General features: G+C 40.9%; 25 protein-coding genes and 2 tRNA genes (1 of these 27 running past the window's edge). All 27 read right to left on the bottom strand.

Annotation, left to right across the window (positions count from 1 at the left end; genetic code table 11):
• Positions 1 to 1,434: the 5' portion of a lysine--tRNA ligase gene (lysS, locus tag IQ283_RS23930; RefSeq protein ID WP_194222623.1), read on the bottom strand. Its footprint begins 60 nt before the window's first position; 1,434 of the gene's 1,494 nt are visible here — the first part of the coding sequence; it begins with the start codon at positions 1,432 to 1,434; the stop codon falls past the left edge of the window.
• Between the two features lie 459 nt (positions 1,435 to 1,893).
• Positions 1,894 to 2,106: a helix-turn-helix domain-containing protein gene (locus IQ283_RS23925; protein WP_194222622.1), complete on the bottom strand. Its 213-nt coding sequence runs from the start codon at positions 2,104 to 2,106 to the stop codon at positions 1,894 to 1,896.
• On the bottom strand, positions 2,058 to 2,582 hold the full coding sequence (folK, locus tag IQ283_RS23920) for a 2-amino-4-hydroxy-6-hydroxymethyldihydropteridine diphosphokinase (protein ID WP_194222621.1): 525 nt from the start codon (positions 2,580 to 2,582) through the stop codon (positions 2,058 to 2,060). The genes IQ283_RS23925 and folK overlap by 49 nt, the downstream gene beginning before the upstream one ends.
• A complete protein-coding gene (folB, locus tag IQ283_RS23915) occupies positions 2,575 to 2,940 on the bottom strand; it encodes a dihydroneopterin aldolase (protein WP_194222620.1) in 366 nt (121 codons plus the stop codon). The genes folK and folB overlap by 8 nt, the downstream gene beginning before the upstream one ends.
• A 20-nt stretch (positions 2,941 to 2,960) precedes the next feature.
• Positions 2,961 to 3,782: a dihydropteroate synthase gene (gene folP, locus IQ283_RS23910; protein ID WP_194222627.1), complete on the bottom strand. Its 822-nt coding sequence runs from the start codon at positions 3,780 to 3,782 to the stop codon at positions 2,961 to 2,963.
• Between the two features lie 69 nt (positions 3,783 to 3,851).
• Positions 3,852 to 4,706 (bottom strand): aminodeoxychorismate lyase, encoded by an 855-nt coding sequence (gene pabC / locus IQ283_RS23905; RefSeq protein ID WP_194222619.1) that lies wholly within the window; start codon positions 4,704 to 4,706, stop codon positions 3,852 to 3,854.
• On the bottom strand, positions 4,697 to 5,281 hold the full coding sequence (gene pabA / locus IQ283_RS23900; protein WP_194222618.1) for an aminodeoxychorismate/anthranilate synthase component II: 585 nt from the start codon (positions 5,279 to 5,281) through the stop codon (positions 4,697 to 4,699). Before pabA ends, pabC begins: the two co-directional genes overlap by 10 nt.
• 18 nt (positions 5,282 to 5,299) lie before the next feature.
• Positions 5,300 to 6,694 (bottom strand): anthranilate synthase component I family protein, encoded by a 1,395-nt coding sequence (locus tag IQ283_RS23895; RefSeq protein WP_242057461.1) that lies wholly within the window; start codon positions 6,692 to 6,694, stop codon positions 5,300 to 5,302.
• A gap of 316 nt (positions 6,695 to 7,010) precedes the next feature.
• Entirely contained in the window at positions 7,011 to 7,937 is a 927-nt protein-coding gene (gene cysK / locus IQ283_RS23890) for a cysteine synthase A (protein ID WP_194222616.1), read from the bottom strand.
• A gap of 87 nt (positions 7,938 to 8,024) precedes the next feature.
• Positions 8,025 to 8,906 (bottom strand): Hsp33 family molecular chaperone HslO, encoded by an 882-nt coding sequence (hslO, locus tag IQ283_RS23885; RefSeq protein ID WP_194222615.1) that lies wholly within the window; start codon positions 8,904 to 8,906, stop codon positions 8,025 to 8,027.
• 270 nt (positions 8,907 to 9,176) lie between these two features.
• Positions 9,177 to 9,962: a type III pantothenate kinase gene (locus IQ283_RS23880; RefSeq protein WP_194222614.1), complete on the bottom strand. Its 786-nt coding sequence runs from the start codon at positions 9,960 to 9,962 to the stop codon at positions 9,177 to 9,179.
• Between the two features lie 183 nt (positions 9,963 to 10,145).
• Positions 10,146 to 12,080 carry an ATP-dependent zinc metalloprotease FtsH gene (gene ftsH, locus IQ283_RS23875; protein ID WP_194222613.1) on the bottom strand — a complete coding sequence of 645 codons (1,935 nt, stop codon included), beginning with the start codon at positions 12,078 to 12,080 and terminating at the stop codon, positions 10,146 to 10,148.
• Between the two features lie 70 nt (positions 12,081 to 12,150).
• A complete protein-coding gene (hpt, locus tag IQ283_RS23870) occupies positions 12,151 to 12,690 on the bottom strand; it encodes a hypoxanthine phosphoribosyltransferase (RefSeq protein WP_098445932.1) in 540 nt (179 codons plus the stop codon).
• A gap of 21 nt (positions 12,691 to 12,711) precedes the next feature.
• Positions 12,712 to 14,097, bottom strand: a complete 1,386-nt coding sequence (gene tilS / locus IQ283_RS23865; protein WP_206759500.1) for a tRNA lysidine(34) synthetase TilS — start codon at positions 14,095 to 14,097, stop codon at positions 12,712 to 12,714.
• Between the two features lie 102 nt (positions 14,098 to 14,199).
• Positions 14,200 to 15,177: a serine/threonine protein kinase gene (locus IQ283_RS23860; RefSeq protein ID WP_194222611.1), complete on the bottom strand. Its 978-nt coding sequence runs from the start codon at positions 15,175 to 15,177 to the stop codon at positions 14,200 to 14,202.
• The gene (locus tag IQ283_RS23855) at positions 15,146 to 15,877 is read right to left on the bottom strand and encodes a vWA domain-containing protein (protein ID WP_194222610.1); all 732 of its coding nucleotides are present in this window, start codon (positions 15,875 to 15,877) and stop codon (positions 15,146 to 15,148) included. Before IQ283_RS23855 ends, IQ283_RS23860 begins: the two co-directional genes overlap by 32 nt.
• A gap of 60 nt (positions 15,878 to 15,937) precedes the next feature.
• Positions 15,938 to 18,397: a stage II sporulation protein E gene (spoIIE, locus tag IQ283_RS23850; protein WP_194222609.1), complete on the bottom strand. Its 2,460-nt coding sequence runs from the start codon at positions 18,395 to 18,397 to the stop codon at positions 15,938 to 15,940.
• Positions 18,398 to 18,886: 489 nt separating this feature from the next.
• A tRNA-Glu gene (locus IQ283_RS23845) sits at positions 18,887 to 18,961 on the bottom strand.
• A gap of 12 nt (positions 18,962 to 18,973) precedes the next feature.
• Positions 18,974 to 19,050 (bottom strand) — tRNA-Met (locus IQ283_RS23840).
• Between the two features lie 272 nt (positions 19,051 to 19,322).
• Positions 19,323 to 19,808 carry a S1 domain-containing RNA-binding protein gene (locus tag IQ283_RS23835; RefSeq protein WP_194222608.1) on the bottom strand — a complete coding sequence of 162 codons (486 nt, stop codon included), beginning with the start codon at positions 19,806 to 19,808 and terminating at the stop codon, positions 19,323 to 19,325.
• A gap of 74 nt (positions 19,809 to 19,882) precedes the next feature.
• Complete coding sequence (locus tag IQ283_RS23830; RefSeq protein WP_194222607.1) at positions 19,883 to 20,266, bottom strand: FtsB family cell division protein; 384 nt, start codon at positions 20,264 to 20,266, stop codon at positions 19,883 to 19,885.
• Positions 20,267 to 20,278: 12 nt separating this feature from the next.
• A complete protein-coding gene (yabQ, locus tag IQ283_RS23825; RefSeq protein ID WP_194222606.1) occupies positions 20,279 to 20,869 on the bottom strand; it encodes a spore cortex biosynthesis protein YabQ in 591 nt (196 codons plus the stop codon).
• The gene (gene yabP, locus IQ283_RS23820; RefSeq protein WP_194222605.1) at positions 20,866 to 21,174 is read right to left on the bottom strand and encodes a sporulation protein YabP; all 309 of its coding nucleotides are present in this window, start codon (positions 21,172 to 21,174) and stop codon (positions 20,866 to 20,868) included. Before yabP ends, yabQ begins: the two co-directional genes overlap by 4 nt.
• A 160-nt stretch (positions 21,175 to 21,334) precedes the next feature.
• Positions 21,335 to 21,595, bottom strand: coding sequence for an RNA-binding S4 domain-containing protein (locus tag IQ283_RS23815; protein ID WP_194222604.1), 261 nt, complete (start codon positions 21,593 to 21,595; stop codon positions 21,335 to 21,337).
• An 18-nt stretch (positions 21,596 to 21,613) separates the two neighbouring features.
• Positions 21,614 to 23,068, bottom strand: a complete 1,455-nt coding sequence (gene mazG / locus IQ283_RS23810; protein ID WP_194222603.1) for a nucleoside triphosphate pyrophosphohydrolase — start codon at positions 23,066 to 23,068, stop codon at positions 21,614 to 21,616.
• A gap of 3 nt (positions 23,069 to 23,071) precedes the next feature.
• Positions 23,072 to 24,664: a putative polysaccharide biosynthesis protein gene (locus IQ283_RS23805; protein WP_194222602.1), complete on the bottom strand. Its 1,593-nt coding sequence runs from the start codon at positions 24,662 to 24,664 to the stop codon at positions 23,072 to 23,074.
• A 124-nt stretch (positions 24,665 to 24,788) separates the two neighbouring features.
• Positions 24,789 to 25,319 carry a stage V sporulation protein T gene (gene spoVT / locus IQ283_RS23800; protein ID WP_194222601.1) on the bottom strand — a complete coding sequence of 177 codons (531 nt, stop codon included), beginning with the start codon at positions 25,317 to 25,319 and terminating at the stop codon, positions 24,789 to 24,791.
• Positions 25,320 to 25,383: the final 64 nt, after the last annotated feature.

The raw sequence follows: 25,383 nt of genomic DNA, 5'->3' as shown, positions 1-25,383 counted from the left end.
TGTTAGAAGCATTACAAGACGATCAATTCCAATACCTAAACCACCGGTTGGTGGTAAACCGTACTCAAGAGCTTCGATAAAGTCATGGTCCATCATGTGGGCCTCGTCATTACCTTGCTCTCTCTCCACAAGCTGCGCTTCAAACCGTTCTCTTTGATCAATTGGATCATTAAGCTCAGTAAATGCGTTGGCGTGTTCACGAGCTACGATAAACAACTCAAAACGATCTGTGAAACGGCCATCTTCAGGATTTTTCTTAGCTAGAGGCGAAATAGCCACCGGATGTCCATATACAAAAGTAGGTTGAATGAGCGTTTCTTCAACTTTCTGTTCAAAGAATTCATTTACGACATGTCCGAATTCCATTGTCTCTTTGATTTCGATGCCATGTTCCTTAGCGATACTGCGCGCTTCTTCATCCGTCATCTCTTTCCAGAAGTCGACACCTGTTGCTTCTTTAACAGCATCAACCATATGCACTCTTTTCCACTCTGGTTCGAGGTTAATCTCATAATCACCGTACTGAATCATTGTAGAGCCTGTTACCTCTTTAGCGATGTGAGCAACCATTTGCTCTGTTAAGGACATGACGTCTTTATAATCCGCATAGGCTTCGTATAACTCAAGCATTGTGAATTCAGGATTGTGTCGTGTAGAAACACCTTCATTTCGGAAAACTCTTCCGATTTCATATACACGCTCCATGCCACCTACAATCAATCGCTTTAGATGTAGTTCAATGGCAATACGCATATAAAGCTCCATATCAAGAGCGTTGTGGTGTGTAACGAAAGGACGCGCTGATGCGCCGCCAGGAATAGAGTGCATCATTGGTGTTTCAACTTCTAGGAAACCCTGGTCATCAAGATAACGTCTCATCGATTGGATGATGCGACTTCTTGCAATGAACGTTTCTTTAGAGTCAGGACTCATTATTAAATCAAGATAACGCTGACGGTAGCGTTGTTCTACATCTTTCAAACCATGGAATTTGTCTGGCAATGGACGTAGAGATTTTGAAAGCAAATGAAGGTCACTCACTTTAACAGAGAGTTCTCCGACTTTTGTTTTGAACGCTTCACCACTTACACCAATGATATCTCCAATATCCATTGAATCAAAAAGATCATACTGCTCATCTCCAACAGTGTCTTTACGAACATAAAGCTGAATTTGACCAGTTAAATCTTGAATATGCGCGAATCCTGCTTTTCCTTTTCCGCGTTTAGTCATAATTCTTCCAGCTAAGGAAACTGCCTTGCTTTGTTCAGCTAATTCTTCCTTTGAAAAAGAATCGAACTCTTCTAGCATTTTGCTAGCTGAGTGAGAACGATCAAACCGATGTCCGAATGGATCAATATTATTCTCTTTCAGAACGTCAAGCTTTTCTCTTCTTACTTTAAGAAGGTCATTCAGTTCAAGCTCCTGACTCATCTTTATCACTCCTGTCAAATCTATGTTTATCCCGCTATAACTTTATCGGAAAGCATCATGAATAGCAAGCATTCACTTATATAAAACTTATGACAAACGCCCCGGGTGTATCATGGCAAAGACGAAGAGCTAGTTAGAAAGTCAAACTGCCTGTCTAGATTCAAGCTCTGCAATAAACCCGCATAGTAATTCAGCATGACCATCTCTCGTAGTCGTTACATTGATTTGGTAAAGAACCTTACCGTTACCGCGAAGTTCTATTGAGTATTATTCAACATGTTTACCTATTTCGTGAACGGAGACTTTTTCTCCTTTAAGCTCTATAAGACGATCAAGATGAAGCATTGCTACATCAATCTTCTCTTTAGCCATAGGATACCCAGAATCTTTCCGGTTTCAAGGTATTGAACCGTGCGATAAAGCAACATCACCAATCGTTAACACGCTTCACTTCATTTTTCAGTTGTGTTCTAAAGGAAAAAGTTCCTCAAGCGGAACTCTGAGCTGCTTAGCTACTAGCTGCATAAAACCATTTGTAGGTCTTCGGTTCCCTCGCTCGATCTCTCCTAGTACAGATACCGAAACACCGAGTTCCTTCGCAAGCTGTTCCTGAGTATAACCTTTCAACTTTCGAAAAGCGCGAATACGTCTTCCGTAGATCTCCGCTTCCATAGACGTACACCTTCTTTATCTTCTATATGATTAAAATAGGAATCAATTCTCTTATTGGTAGTTGGAATAATAATATCAGGACTCAATTCGTGAAGAGGTATAACCACAAATCCTCTTTGAATGAGACGAGGATGAGGAATGACCAGACCTTCTGCTACAATATTCTCATGATTATAGAGCAAAATGTCAAGGTCTATTGTTCTTGGGCCCCATCGAATGTCGCGCTCTCTACCTAGAGACTGCTCAATCCCTTGAAGAATTTCGAGCAGCTGAAATGCATTCAACTCTGTTTCTAGCAAAGCCACCATGTTAAGAAAAGCACCCTGCTCTGTTACACCTACAGGAGCGGTTTCATATAACGAGGATGTAGATGTGATCTCTACACCTGGGTACTCTTGAAGTCTTAATAAAGATGTTTTGATGTAGTTTTCTCGATCCCCTACATTGGATCCAATACCAACATATACACTATTCATTACGTTCCCTCTTCATCTCGATTGCAACAGAATCATATTGACCATCGATTGGGGGATCCGGTTTAGTCACTTTCACCGTACAAGCATCGACAATCTCAAATTCTTGAAACATCTTTTTTGTTATTTCCTCAGCAACAGTTTCAACTAGCTTTCTTGGCGTGCCTTCAACAATTGATTTGATTGAATTATACGCGTCTGCATAATTCACAGTGTAATTTAAATCATCAGAGTTACTAGCCTTGGATAGATCTGTTTCGAGGGCCAAATCAACATAGAAACGCTGACCAAGCTTATTTTCTTCAGGAAAAACGCCGTGATAACCGTAAAATTTCATTCCGTTTAGATAGATCTTATCCATATCATTCACTCTCCTGTTGTTTAATTAAGCTGTGGTTTAAGCATAGCATCCATCATACGAGCCATACGTACCATTGGTTTTACATCATGAACTCTGATAATTTGAGCGCCTCTTTCAATCCCGAGACAAACTGTCGCTCCAGTACCTTCTACCCGATCATTCGGCGGCGTATTTAATGTTCTAGCAACAATCGATTTTCTTGATGTACCAAGCAAAACAGGATATCCAAGAGAAGAAAATTCATCGAGTCTCCTCATAACTTCAAGGTTTTGCTCATGAGTTTTCGCAAAACCAATTCCAGGATCGAGAATGATATTTTCAGTCCTTACACCTGCAGAACGAGCAATCTCAATACTTTCTTCAATGTCAGACTTTATATCAAGCATGATATCAGCATAATTCGTGTCGTACCGATTATGCATAAGAATAATTGGTACATTATGTTCCGCTGCCACCCTGGCCATATCAGGATCAGCCTTAGCTCCCCACACATCGTTAATAATATCCGCTCCTGCTAATATTGCTTGATTAGCCACTTCCGCTTTATAAGTATCAATAGAAATAGGAACGTCAACAGTATGACGCACAGCTTTGATAATTGGAATTACACGGTTCAACTCCTCATCCATCGGAACTATTGTAGCCCCAGGACGGGTAGATTCCCCGCCAATGTCAATTAGGTCCGCTCCATCCTCAACAAGTTGGAGAGCATGCGCTACTGCTTGTGCTGTAGTGTTATATTCTCCACCATCAGAAAAGGAATCAGGGGTTGCATTCAGAATACCCATAACCCAAGTTTTTTTATTCCAGTCAATCAATCTATCCTGCCATTTCATCATCATTGGATGTTTTTTATAATTATCTATTACCGTCGCCAAACGGCTCACTCCTTTTCGTACATATGTTCTTAGTTAGCATTCATTTCGACTCATTAACGAAGTGCGGTGTTGTTCATATTGAAGGATGAGCTCATTTGTCGCATGACCCTCAAGTCCCGGTAAAGATTTGTGCTCAATCTTAGATAATGGCACGATCTCTTGGATAGAATTTGTAACAAACACTTCATCTGCTTCGAGAATTTCCTTTTTCTCGAAGTTACCTTCCCTAACTAAAATCCCTTTTTTTCTTGCCACATCCATCACGTATTGTCTGGTAATGCCATTTAAGATTCCTGTAGTAAGGTCCGGGGTGTAAAGAATGCCGTTTTTAAACCAGAATAAATTTGAAACAATTCCTTCAGCAAGCTTTCCTCTTTGTGAAAGAAAAATCCCTTCCACTGAAGGATCATTTCCAACTTCTCTTTTCGCAAGAATATTATTTAAATAGTGATGTGATTTAAGTCTTACAGGGCCTTCAGGCGTATTTCGCCTAAGTGAAAGAACCACACCACGTTTTTCTTTTCGCACCGGTTCGCCTATTTCTTTCACATAAATAATCACCGTTGGACTAATGTAGGGTTCCGTCCTAAGACCAATCTCTCCTTCTCCTGCTGAAACATTTAAGCGAACATATGCATCTGTAATGCCATTCACATTAATCGTTCGCCTTATCTCAAGGAGAAGGCCATCTTTTGTATAGGGTAGTGCGATTTGAAGTTCATTTAAGGAATCAAAAAGGCGATTATAGTGATCCTCAAATAAAAAGGGATGTCCATTGTACGTTCGAAACGTCTCAAAAACTCCTACACCATAGAGATAACCGTGATCATAAGCCGGTATTACAGCTGATTTTTCATCGATCAGTTCTCCGTTAACGTTTATAAACATGGCTCTTTTCGATGCTCATCTATAAAGTTCTTAAGCAAAGCTTTCCCTGTGCCAGTCATAATCGATTCAGGATGGAACTGAACCCCTTCAATCGCAAGCTCTTTATGTCGAATTGCCATGATTTCGCCTTCTTGTGTCCATGCGCTGATCTCAAAGCATTCCGGTAATGTCTCTTTTTTTACAATTAATGAATGATACCTCGTTGCAGTAAACGGATTCTCGAGCCCCTTAAAGATTGATCGTCCATCATGATGCATCGGTGATGTTTTCCCATGCATAAGTCGATCGGCTTTAATAACATCTCCACCAAATACCTGCGCAATCGACTGGTGACCAAGACAGACACCGAATATCGGTATGCTACCAGCAAAGTGCTGAATAACAGACATACTAATCCCCGCTTCATCAGGACTACACGGCCCTGGAGAAACCATAATAAATGAGGGACGAAGCTGTTCAATTTCTTTGATGGTTATTTCGTCATTTCTTTTTACTACTAGCTCTTCTCCCATTTCTCCAAGGTATTGCACAAGGTTATACGTAAATGAATCGTAGTTATCAATCATTAAAATCATTTTGTTTCCTCCTCTAAGCTAATCTCTGCTAATCTCTTCACTTAACTCTTTCGCTTTCCATAATGCTCTTGCTTTCTTTAGTGACTCTTTGTACTCCGCTTCGGGGTTCGAGTCAATTACAATTCCAGCACCGGCTTGTACGTGAGCAATATTATCTTTAATGACCATAGTTCGAATAGCAATATTTAATTCCATATCATCATTGAATCCAATCCATCCGATAGATCCAGTGTAAACCCCTCGGCGAACAGGCTCAAGTTCTTCAATAATTTCCATTGTTCGTACCTTAGGAGCTCCCGTAATTGTCCCCCCTGGAAAAGTGGCTTTAATAGCATCAAATGCTGTCGCCTCAGGCGATGAAATACCACGAACGTTTGAAACAATGTGCTGCACATGAGAATATTTTTCGATCACCATAAACTCATCTACTTCTACCGTTCCATAGGTACAAACGCGGCCCAGATCATTTCGCTCAAGATCGACAAGCATCACATGCTCGGCGCGTTCTTTTTCATTCTCAATAAGGGTCCGTGCAAGTTCTTCATCCTCATCGTCATTCTTTCCCCGTGATCTCGTCCCCGCAATTGGTCTTGTACTTAATTCTTGTCCCTTTTTCTTAATAAGTAATTCTGGTGAAGCACTCACAAGATCAAATGAGTGAGTATGAATAAAGGACATATACGGAGATGGATTAATCGTTCTTAGCGTCTCGTAAATAGAAATAGGGGCTGTGTGGAGACTTCTTGACTCTCTTAAGGAAAGATTGACCTGAAAAACGTCTCCAGCTGAAATATACTCCTGTACTTTTCGAACGGCAATCGAGAATGACTCTTGACTCATTGAAAAGGTCTGTGTTGTTGCTTTTGAATAAGAATCAGACACAGAAGAACTTGCTTCACTTTGTTGTACCCACTTCTCCTTATACGCTTCGAGACGCCGCTTACCTTCTTCTTTATTTCCCTCTTCAACTTGCGCAATAAACCATAGTGTTTGCGTAGTGTGATCATATACGCCAACATCTTCATACACAACAAAGAAAAGTTCAGGAAGCTCCAGGTCATCTGATGCTATATCAGGAAGTTTTTCAATTTGACGCGCAATATCATAGCTCAGAAACCCCATTGCCCCACCCTGAAAGTCAGGTAAGCGTTCATCCATGATCGACACATTCCGATCCATCCAGTGTTGCATCAACTCAAGTAAATTACCCTCTAACGTTTTCGGTTCTTTTCCTACTTCATCAATCGTAAGAAAAGTGCCGTGTCCATACAGGCTCGCAATAGGCTTAATACCAAACATGCTATATCGACCACCACGTGTACTATCCAATAAAATATGTTCATCGCGGCCTTCAATAAAAGATTTATACCCTGAAAACCACTCATCCGCACTTAATTTGAGAGTTTCAAAAATTGAAAACCGTGTTGTTTTCTCTAGTTGTTCCGGCAAATTTTTCACACCCTATCAAAAGCTAAGCGTACGCCCTGTTTATGCCTCTATTCTACATGAAGTCTTTCGTTGCTTCATCCTTTTTATATTCCCCAAACTCTTCCGAACACCCATTTAGAAAAACTTCCCTTTTTTTCTTTTCGTTTAGCTTTTCGTTGTTTCTAATAAAAAATTTGATAGACTGTCTAATTTAATTAGCTGTTATTTAGGATAGTAAAGAATCAATACTTCAAAAAACTAAAAAGAAAAACAGCCCGTTAAGGACTGTTTTTAGAGTTGCTTAATCTTCATCAAATTGAAAAAGAGGTGTGCTGAGGTAACGTTCCCCATTACTTGGAATCACAGCAAGCACTTTCTTTCCCTTACCCAGTTTCTTTGCTACCTCAAGCGCTGCATAAATCGCCGCGCCTGAAGAAATGCCTCCAAGAATACCTTCTTCTCGCGCAGCTTTTCTAGCCCATTCAAAAGCCTGATCATTTTGAACCTGAACGACTTCATCATAAACATCCGTATTCAAAACTGCCGGTACAAAACCTGCACCGATCCCCTGAATTTTATGTGGGCCAGGCTTGCCACCGGATAGAATAGGTGAATCTGTTGGTTCAACCGCGTATAGCTTGATTGAAGGGAAATGCTTCTTTAACACTTCTCCTGCTCCAGTAATCGTACCACCAGTTCCAATACCTGCCACAAATCCGTCAAGCTGGTCCATCTGATCTACAATTTCTTGACCAGTCGTACGACGGTGCACTTCCGGATTTGCTTCGTTATTAAATTGCTGAGGCATGAAATAACCATGTTCCTTCGCTAGTTCTTCTGATTTACGAATCGCTCCGCCCATACCTTCAGAACCAGGAGTAAGGACAAGCTTTGCTCCATACGCCTTCAGCAGGTTACGACGTTCCATGCTCATAGTATCTGGCATAACAAGAACAGCCTGGTAACCTTTTGCAGCCGCAACCATCGCAAGACCAATACCCGTATTTCCACTTGTTGGTTCTACGAATGTATCACCAGGTTTCAATTCACCTTTTTCTTCAGCTGCTTCGATCATTGCAAGTGCAATACGATCTTTAACGCTGCTTCCAGGGTTCATGAATTCAAGCTTTAAATATACCTCTGCATGTTCCTCGTTAGTGATGCGATTTAGTTTCACAATAGGTGTTTGACCGATTAAGTCAGTAATAGAATTTGCTACCCTCATCATCACGCCTCCTCAAACCCGAGTGTTTTTATAGGAATTCTCTTTCTAAAAGAATATCACCGTAGGTCAAAAGTGTCAATTTGAACCTTTTTAAACTTTGCTCTCAGCGTGTAATTCTTCAAGCTCTTCTTTCGAGAAGTGATAATGTGCATTGCAGAAGTGACAAGTTGTTTCCGCTTCACCGTCTTCTTCAATCATACTGCTGATCTCTTCTTTGCCAAGTCCCATAATGCCATTCGAAAAACGCTCTTTGGAACAACTACATTCAAATTGAACAGGCATATTGTCAATAATTTTAATGTTTTCTTCTCCGAGAAGATCATTCAAAATTTCTTCAGGTGTTTTCCCTGCTTCAATCAATTTAGAGATTGGAGGAATCGCTTCAATACGCTTTTCAATAAAACGGATCGTTTCTTCACCTGCACCAGGAAGTAATTGAATCATAAAACCACCAGCTGCAAGAATCGTATTATCTGGATTAACAAGGACGCCCACTCCAACTGCTGAAGGAACTTGTTCTGAAGTCACAAGATAGTACGTAAAGTCTTCTCCTAATTCACCTGAGACAATCGGAACTTGCCCTGTGAATTTTTCACGCATACCAATATCTTTTACAACGGATAGGAAACCATCTTGTCCAACGGCACGCGCAACGTCCAATTTCCCATTATCATTAAGATCAAAGTGCACATGTGGATTGCTTACGTACCCGCGCGTTTCACCTTTCGCGTTAGCGTCTACCACAACGGCTCCGATAGGACCACCGCCCTCAATCTTCACAGTGATCTTCTCTTCACCTTTTAGTCCTGTTGCTATCATTGTCGAAGCAGTCATAGCACGACCAATTGCAGCAGATGCAGTTGGCCAAGTAGTGTGACGTCGCTGTGCTTCCGCAACCATTTCAGTACTAGATATCGCATAAGCCCTTACATTGCCATCGAACGCAAGTGCTTTTATTAAATAATCATTCATTTGTTTGTAGCTCCTTTCACTAATGGGCCATTGCCCAATTACACGATACAATATTTTTTCAAGAACTTCCATTATGAGAAACTGACATGCACTCGCTTCCGTATCTTTCGTTAAATAAATCTGTGGTCTGCGACTTACCTTTTAAATGCTTTTTTTAACTAAATTTAAATATCATTATGGAAAACGGCTCATTCATCAATAAAACAAGAGATAAAAAGAGTATCTATTTTTATTTTCCCCCAAAACGCAAAATGAAAAACGCACCCCGTTTTATCGGTATGCGTTTAATTCTTCTTTGTTCTTATTATAAATTAAGTGTAATCCCTTTAATGTTAGAAACGGGTCAACCACATCGATAAGATCGCATTCTTCTGCTATAAGTGAGGCAAGTCCACCAGTCGCTATTACAGTAGGTTCCTTCGGAGAATGTTTCTTCATCCTAGAAACAATCCCTTCCACTTGTCCTACGTATCCATATAGCGTGCCGCTTTGCATGGCGCTAACCGTATTCTTTCCAACGATATGATTTGGCTTCGCAATTTCAATTCGTGGAAGCTTTGCTGCATGCATGTATAGAGCTTCTGTCGAAATGTTAATGCCTGGTGCGATGGCGCCCCCAACATACTGTTTTTGCTCATCAATGTAGCAGTAAGTTGTAGCTGTTCCAAAATCCACAATAATTAGCGGTGCTCCATATAATTGAATCCCCGCCACGGCATTCACAATACGATCCGCTCCTACTTCTTTCGGATTATCATATTTTATATTGAGGCCTGTCTTAATTCCTGGACCAATCACTAACGGTTTATGATGAAAATATTTCTGGCACATACGCTCAAGAGCGAACATAATAGGTGGCACTACAGACGAAATAATGATGCCTTCCACATCGTCAAAAGAAAGTTCCTCATGAGAGAAAAGTCCTTTAATAACCATTGCGTATTCATCTTCTGTCTGTTTTCTGCTTGTCCCCATTCGCCAGTGATGCGTTAACTCTTCGCCTTCATATACACCAAGAACAATATTTGTATTTCCTACATCAAGCACAAGTATCATATTATCACCTTATTAAAAAAATTTAACTTTCATCATGCTCTCTATAGTTATACCACACAATGGAATTAAAAACGAAGTTCTTTTTTGAAAACGATTACCATCCATATGGATTTCACAGAAAACACGCATTTATTCTAAATAAAAAAGCAGGACGTCATTAAGACATCCTGCTTTCAATCTTATTTATTCTTGTTCTTCATCTGTTTCAGGCTTATCTTCCTTTTTAGAGATGTTAACTTTCACATCTTCAGAGGTACCAGTTGCATGGTGACCTTCAGGAAGTTTTCCATCTTCAACAAGAGAACGAATTTGTTCAGCATCAAGAGTTTCAATATCCTTAAGCGTTTCAGCGACAAGGTTTAACTTATCCTGATTTTCAAGGAGTATTTCACGACAGCGTTCATAAGCTGATTTAATGATTTTTTGAACTTCAAGATCAATTTCATTGGCGAATGAATCACTATAGTTCTGTTCATTTTGAATATCACGTCCAAGGAAGACGTTTCCTCCTGAACCTGATCCAAACTGCATCGGACCTAGCTTTTCACTCATACCATATTCCGTAACCATACTACGTGCAATGGCTGTCGCACGTTGGAAGTCATTACTTGCTCCGGTACTTGCTTCACCGAATGTAATTTCTTCGGCAACGCGTCCACCAAGTAAACCAATGATTTTATCAACCAATTCAGGCTTAGTCATTAAGTAGCGGTCTTCTTTAGGAAGCGTTACGGCATAACCGCCAGCTTGTCCGCGTGGAACAATCGTAACCTTATGAACAATATCTGCATTATCAAGCTGTGTACCGATAATTGTATGACCCGCTTCGTGATAAGCAACGATATTTTTCTCTTTTTCAGAGATCACGCGGCTTTTCTTAGCAGGACCAGCAATAACTCGGTCTGTTGCTTCGTCGATATCATTCATATCAACCTTTTTCTTGTTATGACGAGCGGCTACAAGCGCAGCTTCATTCAATAAGTTCTCAAGGTCTGCACCAGAGAATCCTGGAGTACGCATAGCGATCGTTTTCAAATCAACTTCATCGCTTAACGGTTTGTTACGTGCATGTACTTGAAGGACAGCTTCACGACCGTTCACATCGGGACGGTTTACCGGAATTTGACGGTCAAAACGTCCTGGACGAAGAAGTGCCGGGTCAAGTATGTCAGGACGGTTTGTTGCTGCAACGATAATGATACCTTCGTTTGCACTAAAGCCATCCATTTCAACGAGAAGTTGGTTAAGCGTCTGTTCACGCTCATCGTGACCGCCACCAAGACCTGCGCCACGTTGACGACCAACTGCATCGATCTCATCAATAAAGATAATACAAGGTGCGTTCTTCTTCGCATTTTCGAATAGGTCACGTACACGAGATGCACCGACACCAACAAACATTTCTACGAAATCAGAACCAGAAATTGAGAAGAACGGAACGCCTGCTTCACCAGCAACTGCTCGTGCAAGCAACGTTTTACCTGTACCCGGAGGTCCTACTAATAGAACACCCTTTGGAATACGGGCCCCAACTGCAGCAAACTTACGAGGATCCTTCAAAAATTCAACGACCTCGACAAGCTCTTGCTTCTCTTCATCAGCACCAGCTACGTCTTTAAATGTAACTTTCTTTTTCTCTTCGCTGTATAACTTCGCTTTACTCTTACCAAAGTTCATGACACGGCCACCGCCGCCTTGAGCCTGGTTAAGTAGGAAGAAGAACAGAATGAAGATAATAACGAAAGGAATGATACTTGTTAAAAATGTTACCCACCCACTTTGTTCAGGGGCTGGTTCTGTCGTTAATTCTACAATTCCTTCGTCAGCTGCAGTTAAGATATTCTCTACAGCTTTCTCTGAGTCAGGTACATTCGTTACGAATGTATTAGCATCTTCGCTGTCTTCATCACCACCAGCTAATTGACCAGTGACAGTGTAAACCCCGCGCTCAGGTTGTAACGTTAACTCTTGAATCTCACCATTATTCAATTTGGACTGAAATTCGCCGTAATCGAGGACATTCGTGTCATTATTTGTTCCGTTAAAGAAACTGACAACACCTACTACGACGAGGAATATTAACAAATAAAATATTGTATTTCGGAAGATACGATTCATTCCTTACCTCCTCCCACGAACAGGAAACCATAGATTATCTTACCATACTGGCACAACTGACTACAACAAATTAACCTTGATAAATCTCGGGTTTAAGAATCCCGATAAATGGAAGATTACGATACCTTTCAGCGAAGTCAAGACCGTATCCGACTACAAACTCATCAGGTACGATAAATCCTGCCACATCCGGCTTTAAATCAACTTTTCTTCCAGTAGGCTTATCTAGAAGCGTTACAATCTTAATCGACTTTGCTTTACGGTATTTTAGAAGGTCGATCAAATAGCTAAGCGTTAACCCACTATCTATAATATCTTCGAGAATAAGAACGTCTCGTCCTTCTACGGAAGTATCAAGATCTTTAATTATCTTTACTTCACCAGAAGAAACGGTTGAATTGCCATAACTTGATACGTCCATAAAGTCCATCTCAAGATGACAAGTCATACGCTTTGTTAAGTCACCCATGAAAGGCATTGCACCTTTAAGGACGCCAATTACAAGCGGAAAGCGATCCTCGTATTCGTCTGAAAGCCGTTTCCCTAACTCGCGGCATTTCTCTTGAATCTGTTCTTCACTAATTAGTGTTTCTTGAATTTCATTTAACATCAGTGGTATTGCCCTCCCAACCTATGTAAGTGTTTTTTTCTCATAGTGCACGTGCACGAGCTGATTCTTTTTTGCAGACAGTGTTGCCTTTTCAGAACGAGTTACTCCAGCGACCCAGATTGTGTGGCCCATCACATCCTCAACGATTGGCCATACATCGCGTTCTGAACGGTCTATTTTACGGTCGATAAAAATATCTTTTACCTTTTTCGTTCCTATCATGCCTTTTGGCTGAATTCGATCACCAGGACGCCTGGAGCGTACAACCGCAGGAAGCAATTGCTCCTCAATAATAAGATCATCACTTGTCAGGTGTTGCGGAACGTCGTTAACTGGAACGGCCGTAATCGTTCCAAGTGGCGTTTCGACAGTACCCCATAAAGGGAGATGATACTTATACGGTTCTGGTTGCAAAAAGGTTTCAAAAGAAAAATAACAGGTGGTATAAGATTTTACCGCCCTCAGTTCCAGGGGTAGATTAAGGGAAGCAGAAGGGTGCTCAGAATCGAGCATTAACCGCAAATCCTCAATATGTATAGAAGAAAAAGGAGCATTGCCTGTATAAAGATAATTTAATATTAGATGAATCACTCTTCTTTGTAAAGGAATAGGAAGGCAATCATACGCCTTGTTATCCATCTTCACAAATTTGTCATTTTGATCGATGATCACTTCATCCAGATATCCCTTAGCTAAATCCATTAAAAATGCTTCGTCACTTTGAGCTCGCTCGCTATATAATTGGTATCTTGTATGGACATTGGGATTTTCTTCTTTAAGAAAAGGTAGCACATGATTCCGAAAACGATTCCTCATATATTGATTGCTCTCATTAGATGGATCGAGCCTATACCCAAGTAAATGCTCCTTACAATAGTTCACGAGATGCTCCTTTGTAACGCATAGAAACGGACGAATGATTTTTCCAGTTGAGAAGGGACGTTGGACCGGCATCCCAGTAAGTCCAGAACCTGAGCTACCGTGAACCTGTCGCATAAGCATTGTTTCAATCTGATCGTCTCCATGGTGAGCAAGGGCCAGAGCGCTAGCATGATGTTTTTCCATTACTTTTCGAAAAAAATCATAGCGGCAATCTCGTGCTGCAACTTGTGTAGAGAGGTTTCGCTCCTTTTTGTAGGCATTCACATCTACCGTAGAAGCTTCAAAGATGATCCCTTCTTGTTCACAATAGCTCTCCACAAACGCTAAATCCTCAGCAGATTCCTTCCCCCGTAAACTATGGTCCACATGCGTGGCAACAATTGATAATTTTAATCGGGGAGCTAAACTTACTAAGTAGTGAAGTAGCGCAACAGAGTCTGGTCCTCCAGAAACTCCAATAACTAACGTATCCCCATGTTTGATTAAATCATGCTTGTGGATAAAACGTTCGACATCTTGCAACAAACTCTGTCTTCCTCTCACTCACTGTCTCGATAAACAGCATTTCATTTTAGTACTAATAACCCAACCACGTCTTTTTCAAACCTTTCTTTTATATAGGCTCTGTTAAAAAACATGACCAACTAAGTATAAAGTATAGAAGAATAGAAGAAAAGCAACTATTAGTACGGTTTCAATCCATTTTGAGCCCTTTTGTTTCACACGTTTTGGAGGCTTCTGCCTTGAGGCTACCCTTGAGTTAGAAGGTGCTTCTGGTCGTTTACGGACCTTTGACTTATCTCCTTGCAGTAGGGAAAAAAGCTCCTGTCGCATATCTTGAGCATGTATATACTTCCCTAGTAGAGCCTTTCGAAGAATTGGCTTATACTCCCTAAGCAGATGACTTTGTTCTATTTTATTGAGCAAATAGGATTCTGAGTCTTTCTTAGGACGGTCAAATCGCTTAGGGTAAGCGGCATTCATTACGATCATAGCTACAGAAAACAAATCATACGACGGCTCTGCTACTCGGTTGCCAAGTCCCCAGTATCCTCGATCGAAAAACTCCGTAAACTCCTTCACTGACCTTCCCATTGAAGTCGTCCCTCCCACATCAAGCCATCTCATAGTTGGAGGCGATCCTTCTACTAGAAGATTGTCTGGTTTTAGATCACCAAAAACCCAGCCTTCTTTATGAAGGGCTGAAAGATCACGGAGCAATTGAAGCATTAAGATCCCAATCCATTCTTTTCCTCTACGTTCAATAAAAGTAAAAAGAGGTTCACCATCAATATATTCCATCACATAAAAAGGATAACGCTTCCCATTTATCTCCCAATCATCCACCTCATAGAAAAACGGCCCAAGAACTGTTCCCTGGACCACCGAAAGCTGTTTTAGAACATTCACTTCTGACGTGATGGACATACTATCAGTACCTAATTTTAATGCGACTCGCCCCTTTGCAGAGTCAGCTAAGTATACTGTACCAAGTGCCCCGCTACCTAATTTCCTCATAATTTGGTAGCTTTGCTGATTCCATTTCCCTCTTATTCTTGTTCCACGAGGAACATTAGCTGCCTGATTCTTCGAAGTACCCGTCATCTAACAGCCCTCTCTTTGAGCGTTTTTTCTGATAAGCTTCGATCGCTTCTTTTAATGCCGGACCTGTTGGCGTAATACCGCCAGATGTCAGCTTTGGAAAAATGGTATGAATATCTTTCAACATTGGCGTCCATTCCATTAGACGTTCTACTTGCTTTCGTTTCCCGGGAAATGCATATAGAGAATATTCGTTTTCACCGATTCTTGAATGAAGGCTAATTGAAAGATCAAGAAGGGCATCTTCTACCGTAGGAAGTTTATGCTGCATACTCGCACTTGTATCGATCATAATCAACACTTCAAGATCCATCGTTTCCCCCAGTTCATCGACCACTTCCACGACCTGCCCCCGTTTGTCAGGTGGTAAATCTTCTATTTCTTTTTCGCTACCCAAGATCGATTGCAATTCTTTATGAATGAATCCTTGAATCGTCTGGGTCATCGCTTTACGTGTAACCATCTGCACCGTATGCGATAGCTGCTTAGCATAAACAAGCTGGTGGATGCCCCCGCCAGATAAAGCAATATTCTCAATTTCTTTTAGACCATGATCTGTCCGCTCGTTTTCGTCTAGCACTCCAATTACATTCACTGTAATTCCATGCTCCCGTGCAAGAGCCGCCATTGCAACCGGATCTTCCCCCTGATTTGAACATCCGTCTGTGATTAATAGAATTTGTCTTAGCGTTCCTTTCTTCATCTCGACTCCTCCTTTTTTGCTGTTACAAGCATCGCCTTTAGGAGGAGAGTTTATACTTACCTACTGCGCTTTTTTCTTCCTGAATGAAGGAGCTGAATAGATTGGAATCGTTGACCATTTAGGCACATTACGTTTTATTCTTGCCACTACAATCGTCATGTCATCATCAATTCTGCCATACTCCGTCCTAATTACTTCTTCCATGATGAGGTCTGCGATTTCTTGTGGCTTATCTGTTGAAAGCTCTCTAATTTTCCGCTTCATCCAGAACTCCGGATTCTCTATATTTTTAACCCCTTCATAAATACCGTCGCTCATCATGATCAAGAGATCCCCAGCTTTCAATTGTTCACTTACGACCTCTACATCAAATTCTGGAATAATCCCCATCGGTAGATTACCAGATTCCACCATCATGACTCGATCGCCTCTTTTTATAAAGCTTGGAATTGATCCGATTTTAAGAAACTTGGCTGAAGCATCCTGTAAGTCAATCATGGCTAAATCAAGCGTTGAGAATATCTCGTCGGTATTTCGTAAAGATAGAACAGAGTTAACCGATTTAATCGCCACCGTCTCATCAATTCCTGAATGAAGAATTTTTTGAAGGAGTTGAATGGTTTCCGTGCTTTCCTGATGCGCTCTCTCTCCATTGCCCATTCCGTCACTTATCGCAATAGCATATTTGCCTGCACCTAGCTCAATCGTAGAATGACTGTCTCCAGATATCCAAGCTCCTCCTTTCGCTGCATTTGCTACGCCTGTTTCGATCACAAAATCTTTAGCTGATCCAAAGTAAAGGTGACATGTGTCGTGCTCATGTTCTGCACACACTTCTCTTTTCACGACGATGTTTTCCTTTAGAATATCTGACAGCATTGGAGCGATGACCTTTTCTCCTTCTCCTCTCCCTCCGCAGGCAGGTATCTTCATCTCAATGTCGACGTTTCCCTCTTCTAAGCTGTAGATTTCCACCTGTCCTACTTCCAGACCCATACTTTGAATGGCATCCATGATTTGCTCTTCTTGTTGGTGGAGGTTATCACGCTCTTTTTGTATTTCTTTTGCGAAATCCCCCATAACATGCGACACTCCACGCAATTGATCCGCAACGATCTTCCGGCTTTCACGAACTTGTTTTTTTAACATTCGATTGGCGTGATAGTGACTCATCTCCTTTCCAATAAGATCAATCACCTTATTTGCCTTAATGCAGTGCTTATCGAAGTCTCTCTTCAGACTATAATTAGTCAATTCCGCCGTTTGTTCCAGTTCCTCCATTATTCCTGTCATATACCCATAGGTAGCATCGAAGTTTTTCGCCCAGCACGTTTCTTTCTTAAAACAATTTTGACAAGTCTTTTCTGTAACATGACTTAGAAAATAATCAACTTCGCGCTCTGACTGTTCATCACCTTGAAGGTCGGCATCTGTAAAGCTACTCGAAAGAGCCTGAAATAAGCTTGAAAACTGTTCGACGCGATTGGCTGTAACGTCGCGTACTTTTCTTAAGTATTGTTGCTGCTCATTCGCATGTTCCACCGTTCCTGGGATATATTTAGAAAGCTGAGAAGTAACTTTAGATGGTGTGAAGAAAAAGAGTAATACGGCAATCACAGACTCCATCAGATTAGGATATAGAAACTCAGGACCACTCCCATATAAAGCGATTAATAACGTACCGATCAGTAAACCCATACCAACTCCAACTTTTCTACCGTCTTTCAATAACCCTCCTAATAATCCCGAGAACGCAAGCATACTCATCTGATAGAGACTGGCTACATTAGCGAGGGCCAGTATCAAGCCAGTAACCACGCCAACTGTTGAGCCAATCGCTGCTCCACCTACATATGCGAAAATTAATACGAGATACCGAGAAAGGATATTTTCAATTGAGAAACCATATACAACCCAACCTATTGTTCCAGTTAACATCGTTGCTAATAAAATGATAAAACTAATGATCTCTTCATTTTTTAGAGCCTGTGTTCTTTTCTTAATAGATAATACCGGTATACTCTGAATAAAAATAATGGTTAGTATCATTCCAAGAGCACCTTCAACTGCTGCTAGGATCCAATTTGTGTTAGCTAATGAACGTTCAGTAAGTAAACTTAGGATCAGACGTCCCAACATACTCGTTGAAAACACAAGTATGGGTAACGTCTTAACAAGAGAAAGGGAAGATAACTTCACAAAACGATTAATGAATAGAAAAACAAGAATGCCACACATTATAAATGCTGTATTCTGCAAATTAGCCGTTGATACCGCTCCAGCTAATAAAGCAACGATAATCATAGGTGCACGTTCTCGTCTCAGGAAGAATACTGCGCCAAAAAAAGGAATAGCGAAAGGAGTAACCTGAGTAAGGATAACAGCTCGTCCAAGTAGGAACCCAATCACAAAAAGCAGAAGACCTCGCTGGAATAGAATCGTTTCTAGTCGACTCTTTGTTCCGTGAATCCATTTGCCCACCTTCGATTTTGACCTTTCCATCACTAGTTCGCTTTGCATTCCCCCACCTGCTTTCTTTCATTCTTTTTTCACCGATCTGCTTGAAGCAGTTTGTGTTAATCATTAAAACACAATAGAAATTCGCTTTTTGTCAAAAAAAGAACAGGTATGATATAAACTTCTCGACTTCTTTCAGTGAAGCTTGTCAATCACTTGTAGACAGAACAAGAAACCTGTAAACAACTGGAACGATCCATATTATAGGAGAGTATGAATTTTCATTAGAAAGATAAAGCTTTTTCATGCTTTTCTATCTAAAAAAGCAACTAGAAATAAAAGGTCGAAATGTTAAAGATAAAAAAGAAAAGAAACTCTCATAAAACCAATAAAAGAGTAGTAATAACGTTTATTTTCACTATGAATCCTAGGACTCATAGTGAAATCATGAAAGACAAGACAAAAAAACACCCTGCATTAATAAAATGCAGGGTGTTTTTTAGCAGACTATGTATATAACAAACATTCAAATGAATAGTTATTACTAATAAGTGGTGACCCGTACGGGATTCGAACCCGTGATACCGCCGTGAAAGGGCGGTGTCTTAACCACTTGACCAACGGGCCAATTAATAAAAATGGTAGCGGCGGAGGGGATCGAACCCCCGACCTCACGGGTATGAACCGTACGCTCTAGCCAGCTGAGCTACACCGCCATAAGACTGTTGCTTTCTTAAGCACAAGATATATAATACATTGCGAGAAAGTTTGTGTCAACTTCTTTTTAATATTTTTGCATAAAAATCTTATAATCTTCTTCAGAAACTATAAAAGATTCATTTCGTATAATCCTATACTGCAACTTACTTAAGAAAATTAACCAAAAACATTTACTGAGATGACAGGGAATACATCTTCACCTATAACAAACCAGGCATGCGAATGCATGCCTGGTTTGTTATAGAATATAAATAGTAGACAACAAGCCCTAGCCGCGACGAGCGCCGCGACCACCGCGTTTTGACTCTGTTTGTTTCTTCAAAGTTGAAAGGCGGTCTTCACTGTCTTTAAGGAACTTGCTCATTTTATCCTCAAATGACTCTACCGGTGGACGTCCGCCACCACCGCGTGGCTTACCTTTAAAACCACCGCCTCCAGGTCTTCCACCGCCTTGTGGACGGCCTCCTCCACCTTGAGGGCGACCTTGTGGACGGCCCTGAGGACGCTCAGGAGCAGGTCGATCTTTTGCTTTCTTAATCGATAAACCAATTTTACCGTCGTTTTCAACCTGGATGACTTTTACCTCAACCTGATCGCCAACTGAAAGAAAATCATTAATGTCCTTAACATAATTGTCTGCAACTTCACTAATGTGAACGAGACCTGTTTTGCCGTCTGGTAGTTCAACAAACGCGCCAAAATTTGTAATACCTGTTACCTTTCCCTGTAACTTGCTGCCTACTTCGATTGCCATGTAAAAAAAGCTCCTCCTTAGAATCTTTAAAAGATCAGTCGTACGCTAATTATACCCCTTCAAAAAACAACGTGTCAATTTGAGGAAGAAGGAAGCTTAAAGATTGTCTCTCCGGGTTTTGACATAAAGTAGTCTCTTCTTGCCAATTCACCGATATAATCAAGGTCATTAAGTTTCTCAATTTCTTCCGTTAAATATTTTTCCTGGTCTTTCAGTTTCGTTAATTCTTCTTCAGCCTGCCTTTGCTGTAAGTTTTTTTCTTCGATCGTTGCTGCCTGTGAAGTGAATACGGAGATGAATAGAATAGCTATGGCTAAAGCAGCTACCGCGAAGGCCGTCAGACGCCGTACAAGACCTCTCTTTCTTCGTTCTTTCACTTTGTCCTGTAGCTGTTTCTCTTGATGATATTCCGAATGCACTTCCGTAACTTTAGGCTTACGCTTATTCGCAGTAACCAAGCTTTTCCCTCCTCACTTTCGTATTTTAGTTAACCAATGGTATATGTAGTTCTTTATTTTATCGGCAACTCCTGCTAATTTTATTAGTGGCATTTGTACCGATTGTGGTATTAATCGCCAGATCAACGAGGATCCCCACTTTAACGGTACCCAAAAAAACTTAAAGATAAACCAAAAAATGGTTGTCATAATACTCACTATCATCATACATAAGCTAAATACAACTTTCAATATGAACCTTATCGGCTGATAAATAAGATAAATAAATAAAGACTTCACAAAACGAATAATAGCAATAGTTATTAGAATGATTCGTTCAAGTAAACGGCGATATAACGGTTGAAAAAGGGACCGATATGCTGCATAACCACATAATATGGCCAAAAAGACATAAAATCGTAATTCACCCTCGTTAACAAGATAGAGAACATAAAAGATAATCAGCCCTTGTAGCAACCAGAAAACGATATCGTTCGCATAGAGCCACAAACTTTTACTTCTATCTGGATGAAGAAAACGGCTATAGGTATCCATGGCTATACCAAGCCACACTCCCATAGCCACCATGGCAACCATCGTATAAAATTGCACCGTTAGCGTCATTTGAACAGCTTGCTAAAGAAACCTTTAGCTTTTTCCCCTTCGTGATGATCGAGATAACTAAGATCAAAGATTTTCCCTTCGATCGAAACACGACCTTGCTCGACATTTAAATTTTTCATTTTCAAATGCTGCCCTCTGATCGCAAGAAATCCCATTGCTGTTTCTAGAAGAAATTCTTCATTATCGAAGCTATCTACGTGCTTCACACCTGTAATTTCAAGCGACTTTCGCGACTTCATAACTAAATCATGCTCAGGGGTGTTAGAAGCCTTATCGTATGTGCCATATTCATAATAATTATCCATCGCTCTCCTCCTCTTCTCGATACATGTCTATGAGAAGAAGAGATCATTTAGAACAAGCTGTTCTGATGGTTTAAACGATTCAAAAAGGAGCCCATTCCCTTCTCATTAGAAGAGAATTTCAAAATGATAATCAATAAAAAAAGACCCTCTCGGATCTTTTTTATTCACCTGCAGCTTCTTCTTTTAAAATGGTAAACATATTGCTAGCTTCTTCTTTCTTCGTTGTTTCTTTAATTTCATCAACGCGAGCCGTCACTTTCTTATGACCAAAGGAAATCACCAGTTCGTCGCCGGCCTTCACATTTGTTCCAGCTTTTGCTTTATTTCCATTCACTTCAATTCGTCCTTTATCACAAATTTCTTTAGCGATTGAACGACGTTTAATTAAACGTGATACTTTCAGAAATTTATCTAATCTCATTTGTTTCAACGCTCCCTATTAAATTCCTTTTTCTTTTGCCTCATCCCAGAAGTGATCAAGTTCCTCAAGTGATAAATTCTCGATCTCAAGTCCCTTTTCCTTTACCCGATTCTCAATATATTGAAAACGCGAGAAGAATTTATGATTCGTGCGATGGATCGCCACTTCCGGATCAACTTTATAGTACCGAGCTAAATTGACGACAGCAAACACTAAATCGCCTAATTCGTCTTCTCGATCATCAAAAGATTTTTCATTTACAGCTTCTTTAAATTCGGCTAGTTCCTCATAAATCTTTGCCCAAATCGGTTCAACTTCGTCCCAGTCAAACCCGACTTTCGCAGCAGCCTTCTGGATTTCATTGGCGCGCATGAGACCTGGAAGCCCTTTTGGTACCTGGTCAAACTGTGATGGTGCAATTTTCTTTTCTTCTTCTTTCACTCGCTTCCAAACACCAGCTACTTCTTCAGCTGTTTGCACATTTTCGTCGCCGAATACGTGTGGATGCCTCCGTATTAATTTGTCGTTTAGCTTATGAATCACATCATCCACAGAAAACATACCTTCATCTTCACCTATCTGGGCATGAAGCATAACTTGAAGCAGCACATCACCAAGCTCTTCTGCGAGATGCTCTTCATCTTGATCATCAATAGCTTCTAATACTTCATAGGCTTCTTCAATCAAGTATTTTTTGAGAGACTCATGCGTCTGCTTCCTATCCCACGGACAGCCCCCAGGTCCTCGCAGTGTTGCAACCACATTTCGTAACCATCCGAAATCCTGGTAGAGAAGCTTTTCTTCTTTTACTGGAGGAACATAGACAGCGGTTAAATTATTTACTTCCATCGAACGATCTAATTCAAAAAGCGGAACAGAGACGATTTTCTCATCCCGACTTCCCGCTGCTTGCAGTACAGTAATTTCATAATCGTCAGGTAAGAGCTCCATTAATGTGAGTTTTACACTCGATGCTGTAAATTGATCATAAACTTGGACAAAGATTAAGTGATTACGTACCTGAACCTCAGACCTTGTAAAACGCGTGGCATCTAGAATTTGACAACCTTCAATAGGATCGATTTGAACTGCAGTAAAAAGCGCATCAAGAAAGCTTTGGCCTCCAGCAACAGTCACTTCAACACCATGCTGAGATTGTTCTTCCAACAGGAGCTGCACGGTTGCTTCAGCCATCATTGGATGACCAGGTACTGCGTAAACAAGCGATCCTTTTTGTGCTTCATGAAACAGCTGATTAACAATGGTTCGATAAGTCTCCTCGAAAGATTCATTCGCTTCATATACCTCATCAAACCCTGTCATTGATAGCCCATCATCCATCAGTTCCCTAAGAACGGGGTGATCAAGCGTCCTAGCAAATATCCGTTCAGCTGACTGAAGCGTGCGGTAACTTCCTAGTGAAAGCTGACTGAGATCTCCCGCTCCAGTTCCTACAATTGTTATACGTGGCATTGCTTATGCCCCTCTCCGTAATTTATTTTGATAGATCGTAATAATTTCTCCTTTTGGCAATTGCATTAATTCTTTCTCTGTAAACACCCGCAGCGCTAATGTTGCAAACCCAAAAACGATGCCCCCGAGCAACGCGCCTCCAAGTGCTGAAACGCTTGAAAGCCCCCTAGAAAGGAAGGAGGGGATAAATAGTTGCAGAATGATTACAGCTGCACTCATGAACATAACGGCTGTTACTGCACGCCCTAAATGAAATTGGTACAGGAGAAGCCCTACTTTGTAATATACGGCAAGGATGGCGAGCGTAGCGACAACCACAAAGCCAAAAACCGTGGCCACTGCCGCCCCATTAATACCGATAAGCGGGATTAGAACAAGGTTTAACAATCCCTTAACTAGTATTCCAATTCCAGCATACCGAGCAGCGTTTCTCGCTAAGCCTACTCCTTGCAAAACACCTGCTGCCGTCATGCTAAGCGAACTAAAAAAGATTGCAATGGCAAGGATACTGAGCGTAGCAGAAAGGGATTGATCTTTAAATAACATCATGTTTGTCTCACTCATAATAATGGCCAATCCCGCTGCTGCAGCAAGTCCTATTACAAAGCTCACTTTAAGAGCAAGAGCTGCTTTTTCGCGAATTAATATCTCATTATTCTCTGCAGCCGCTTTAGAAATGACTGGGACAATCGATAATGAGAGAGATGTGGCCAGAACGGTACCGACCTGCATTAATGGCTGTCCTCGATCAAATACCCCTTTCATTTCACGAGCTTCTAAAGAAGAAAGACCATGCTCAGTTAATCCCGGCACAATCGTTAAAGCATCCATTAACTGAAATAGCACCAATACAAGCGCACTTACACAAATTAACGTACCTTCTGTTAGGAGCCTACGCGCAATGCCAATGAACCGAAAAGACTCAAATTTGATTTTCGTTATTTTAGCTACTCGTTTTTTAAATCGAAGCACTACAAGAAGCAATAGCGCAGCGACTCCTCCTAATATTGACCCTAGCGCTGCACCTGTACCAGTCGCATATGCATCCGCTCCGCCCGCTATAAGACCAATTGAGATAGCAAGAATAGCGATAACACGAATCGATTGTTCTGTCACTTGAGACCATGCAGTAGGTACCACATTTTCCTGTCCCTGAAAAAAACCTCTGATTGAAGCAATGCCAGGCATAATAAGAAATGAAAATGCCGTCATTCGCAGAGGACCAATTAAATTTCGATCCTCCATTAAAGCCGCCACGGCTGGCGCACCTGTATAAAGCAAAATAAAGCCTGTAATGCCTAGAATCACAAGCACGTAAAAGCTATACCGTGAAAGCTCCTCAGCCTTCTCATACTCACTTTTTGCAATTTCTTCTGAAATAAGTCGGGAGATCACGACAGGAAACCCATATGTAGCAAGTATTATTGCGATTGAGTAAAATGGATAGATTTGTTGATACACATAAAAACCGATGTCACCAGTTATATTTTGATAAGGAATTCGATAGCCGACGCTGAGAACTTTCATAAAAAGAGCTACTGCAGTTAGCAGAAGCGCGCCTTGCCAAAATCCTTTTTGATTTTCTTCTTTTGTCATATACACCTGCCAAATGAAAGTACCAGTTTATGTACGAATTATATCACATGAATAAAAGTGGGAAACTTTTCAAGCTTCATAAAACGAAGAAAATGGAGGCATTGGCCTCCATTTTCTTCTATACTTATTGTTCCATTTGTCTTGCAAGGAAACCTGCTGCCGTTTCAGACAGCTTTTGTTCCAATTCAGTCACTTTTTCATCTTCTTTTGCAAGTAGAATCACCGTACCAATTGGATCGCCATTCGCTATAATTGGAGCTATCACGTGACCTGTATCAACAGGAACACCTTCAATGAGCTCTGACTTACTCTCGTTCAATAAACTTCTTCGCTCATTCATTGCTTTTTCTACAGAATCGCCAATGCTTTTGTTCAAATACTCTTTCTTTGGTCCACCTGCAGCTGTAATATAGACATCTCGGTCAGATATGAGAGCAATGTGTCCCGAATGTTCTGCAAGAGACTCGGCATACTCTTTGGCAAAGTCACCTAGTTCACTAATGGGAGAATACTTCTTAAGAATAACTTCCCCTTCGCGATCAACAAAAATTTCTAATGGATCTCCTTCTCTAATCCTGAGGGTTCTGCGAATTTCTTTCGGAATGACAACACGACCCAAATCATCAATACGACGAACGATACCTGTTGCTTTCATCTAAGTTGCCTCACTTTCTGGAAGTTGTAGGTGATTGCTCCAATCACTTTTACTATTGTTTGTT

Source organism: Pseudalkalibacillus hwajinpoensis, from assembly GCF_015234585.1.
GTDB classification, from domain to species: Bacteria; Bacillota; Bacilli; order Bacillales; family Guptibacillaceae; genus Guptibacillus; species Guptibacillus hwajinpoensis_B.
The sequence above is the reverse complement of the archived record's forward strand: the minus strand, read 5'-3'. Positions and strand labels throughout refer to the sequence as shown.

Excerpts from the sequence above, each read along its gene's own strand:
- hpt (WP_098445932.1), bottom strand. The coding sequence starts at position 12,690 with ATGTTAAATGAAATTCAAGAAACACTAATTAGTGAAGAACAGATTCAA.
- spoIIE (WP_194222609.1), bottom strand. The coding sequence starts at position 18,397 with ATGCAAAGCGAACTAGTGATGGAAAGGTCAAAATCGAAGGTGGGCAAA.
- IQ283_RS23805 (WP_194222602.1), bottom strand. The coding sequence starts at position 24,664 with ATGACAAAAGAAGAAAATCAAAAAGGATTTTGGCAAGGCGCGCTTCTG.
- IQ283_RS23835 (WP_194222608.1), bottom strand. The coding sequence starts at position 19,808 with ATGGCAATCGAAGTAGGCAGCAAGTTACAGGGAAAGGTAACAGGTATT.
- IQ283_RS23860 (WP_194222611.1), bottom strand. The coding sequence starts at position 15,177 with ATGACGGGTACTTCGAAGAATCAGGCAGCTAATGTTCCTCGTGGAACA.
- hslO (WP_194222615.1), bottom strand. The coding sequence starts at position 8,906 with ATGAATGATTATTTAATAAAAGCACTTGCGTTCGATGGCAATGTAAGG.
- pabC (WP_194222619.1), bottom strand. The coding sequence starts at position 4,706 with ATGTTTATAAACGTTAACGGAGAACTGATCGATGAAAAATCAGCTGTA.
- yabQ (WP_194222606.1), bottom strand. The coding sequence starts at position 20,869 with ATGACGCTAACGGTGCAATTTTATACGATGGTTGCCATGGTGGCTATG.
- IQ283_RS23880 (WP_194222614.1), bottom strand. The coding sequence starts at position 9,962 with ATGATACTTGTGCTTGATGTAGGAAATACAAATATTGTTCTTGGTGTA.
- yabP (WP_194222605.1), bottom strand. The coding sequence starts at position 21,174 with ATGGATAATTATTATGAATATGGCACATACGATAAGGCTTCTAACACC.
- cysK (WP_194222616.1), bottom strand. The coding sequence starts at position 7,937 with ATGATGAGGGTAGCAAATTCTATTACTGACTTAATCGGTCAAACACCT.
- pabA (WP_194222618.1), bottom strand. The coding sequence starts at position 5,281 with ATGATTTTAATGATTGATAACTACGATTCATTTACGTATAACCTTGTG.
- IQ283_RS23925 (WP_194222622.1), bottom strand. The coding sequence starts at position 2,106 with ATGGAAGCGGAGATCTACGGAAGACGTATTCGCGCTTTTCGAAAGTTG.
- folB (WP_194222620.1), bottom strand. The coding sequence starts at position 2,940 with ATGGATAAGATCTATCTAAACGGAATGAAATTTTACGGTTATCACGGC.
- IQ283_RS23855 (WP_194222610.1), bottom strand. The coding sequence starts at position 15,877 with ATGAAGAAAGGAACGCTAAGACAAATTCTATTAATCACAGACGGATGT.
- folP (WP_194222627.1), bottom strand. The coding sequence starts at position 3,782 with ATGATGATGAAATGGCAGGATAGATTGATTGACTGGAATAAAAAAACT.
- mazG (WP_194222603.1), bottom strand. The coding sequence starts at position 23,068 with ATGCCACGTATAACAATTGTAGGAACTGGAGCGGGAGATCTCAGTCAG.
- spoVT (WP_194222601.1), bottom strand. The coding sequence starts at position 25,319 with ATGAAAGCAACAGGTATCGTTCGTCGTATTGATGATTTGGGTCGTGTT.
- IQ283_RS23815 (WP_194222604.1), bottom strand. The coding sequence starts at position 21,595 with ATGAGATTAGATAAATTTCTGAAAGTATCACGTTTAATTAAACGTCGT.
- ftsH (WP_194222613.1), bottom strand. The coding sequence starts at position 12,080 with ATGAATCGTATCTTCCGAAATACAATATTTTATTTGTTAATATTCCTC.
- folK (WP_194222621.1), bottom strand. The coding sequence starts at position 2,582 with ATGAATAGTGTATATGTTGGTATTGGATCCAATGTAGGGGATCGAGAA.